Here is a 2,315-nt window from a genome sequence, read left to right on the forward strand (position 1 = left end):
CTCCGCCCAACGAAGAAAGCAAAACGGCTGGTCCGGCCCACAGCCACACCCTCGCCCCGATCCCCCGGATCGGGGCTCTGCCCCGGACCAGCCCCCTTTTTCGCAAATTCTCCAAAAACTCTTGACAAACGCAAACCCTTGATTGCTAATATCAGTCATATGTCTTTCCGGTCAGTTCTTGTCCTGGTTGTGACGGTGCTCATTCAGTCAGCCTTCGGCGGCCGACTGCAACCCGGACACTTCACCGAAACAGCGACTGGAAACATTGGACACAACACCTACACCGTTTCCATCACCCTCAGCGGCGGCTGCTATCCCCGCACCGATACCGCTAGTCCCAACGATTTCTACATCTCCGGAACAAACGTTTACGCTGATGCCCTTTGCGGGATCGCGCCAGAGGTGGATGCCCCTGCAGGAACCGAAACCTTTTTTGTCAAGTCTCTCGTCCTGAACGTAGAATCCGCACAGAGCATCGCGCCCTACCGGCCCATGTTCTCATCCGGTTACACGTGGATCAAATTTACGTCAACCTATTTTCCGTCCGGCACGGATGTTTACATCTCCGCACACGCAACCTTCAAGTCAAACCTTGATGGACATGAAGAGAATCGTGTGCTCCCCCTTTTTGCTCCTGTCTATAACGTTGTCACACCGTGGCGGATGGACCACCGGCTTACCGTACACCGGGCCGAAAACAGCGGCTGGAGCCCCGCAAAACAGGCGGAGTACATCCAGAAATTTGAGCAAGCATCTTCGCAAGTCATCCAAGCACTCGTAGCCGCATATGCCGGCGCAAACTTCGAGTTTGCGCGCTCGGCAAACGATGTCACTACGGTTGGCGCATTTAACCCAAACGTATCTTTAGAAGTATCAAAAGGGAATGTATACGATAGTCTCAGGCATTCGACCGCATTCACAACGATCACGCACGGCCTCAATTCTCAGGGCCTGCCAGACAATCTCGGTCTAGTACACGACGCGCTTGGTGCAGGTTTTAATGCAAATAGTCAAGAGCAAAGAATGCTCCCGGCAACGGGAAACAAGTCGCTCAAGCATGCTTTGACCATGCTCAACATGGGCTTTCCACTCACGTCTGTCTCATTTGTAGTCGCCTGCCGTACCGCCATGGGTCCAGACGGCGAGAGTAATTCCTCCGATAATTCGCCTCTTGGTGCAAATTCATCCCTTGCTCCACTCGCAGGCGCCTACGTTGGGTTCGCTAGAGATATTGGAACCTATGCGATAAGAATTGATGACGGGTCGTACGATATCATTCCGCTGCAAGACTACATTCTGGAGTATTGTGAATTACTCCACCTTGGTTTTACGGTTTCGGAGGCTTGTGTAGAAATGAACAACAAGTATACGTTGCCTTTTGAGTGCTTTCAATTAACAGAGGTGGAAATAGATTCATTGCCGACCAAACCCCTACGCTATTATGGTTTTTCAGGGGCGACGTTTAACACTGTATCTAAATCTCCATATGAGCGTGACATCCTCGATTCGCAAAACAAGCTGATACCACTTCGAGCACGATGGTATCTTCTTCGAGAGGACTTTTAAATTCAGGTTTGCTAGAGACTAGGGCATCATGATGACACAAACCATTTTACTATTAACTGCAGTACATCAGCCCATGCTGACTGACACTCAATTGAGAAGATTTGAAATATTCTCAAATGCTTACGTTGCTGCACTAAAAGAATACCCACTTGCCCGAACCGAGGACATTCAGCCAATCAAGCTTCAATCATTCCAACGCCTCAGTGGTACTGACACGATGCGGCCCCAGTACGCATGGCGCGGGTCAATAGGAACGATTACTCTAAGCGGTTCTTACTCTGAACAGCTAGGGCTAGATGTTTACTCATGGTTTAGCATCGAAGTCAAAGCGCATTCATTATCCGATACGCCTGAAGGAAATTCCCCTCCTTTCGACCTGTTCTCGAATGCTCAAGCAGCACGATCTTTGAGAAACTCTTTGATTCAAGCTCTCAATCCAGGTGGGTATGCACTCCACAATTCCTCTTGGACAAGAGACGGATTCATTTACCGCTCAAAACTATCGATCAGTCTCGAAGCAAATAGCTTATTCTCATTGACCGCAGAACTGCCAGTAAGGACTGACCTCACCAACATCCTCTCCTTGGATGACGCCTTCGCTGTTATCCAAGACGAACTCCCGCTCGCCAAAGGCCCGGATCCAAAGTTCATGCGAGTCGAATTCACGCCCGGTTTGTCCGGCAACAACATGAAAAAAGACGCCCCCGACTACGAACTCACCTCCGCCGGCAAAGGCGTCGCCGTCTACC

General features: G+C 50.4%; 2 protein-coding genes. Both read left to right on the forward strand.

Annotation, left to right across the window (positions count from 1 at the left end; genetic code table 11):
• Positions 1 to 1,566: hypothetical protein (locus QZ938_RS32910; protein WP_293365692.1), on the forward strand; the 1,566-nt coding region annotated here is incomplete at its 5' end.
• Between the two features lie 28 nt (positions 1,567 to 1,594).
• A partial coding sequence (locus QZ938_RS32915; protein WP_293365693.1) for a hypothetical protein occupies positions 1,595 to 2,315 on the forward strand: 721 nt, incomplete at its 3' end.

It is taken from the genome of Microcoleus sp. CAWBG27, assembly GCF_020883145.1.
GTDB lineage: Bacteria > Cyanobacteriota > Cyanobacteriia > Cyanobacteriales > Microcoleaceae > Microcoleus.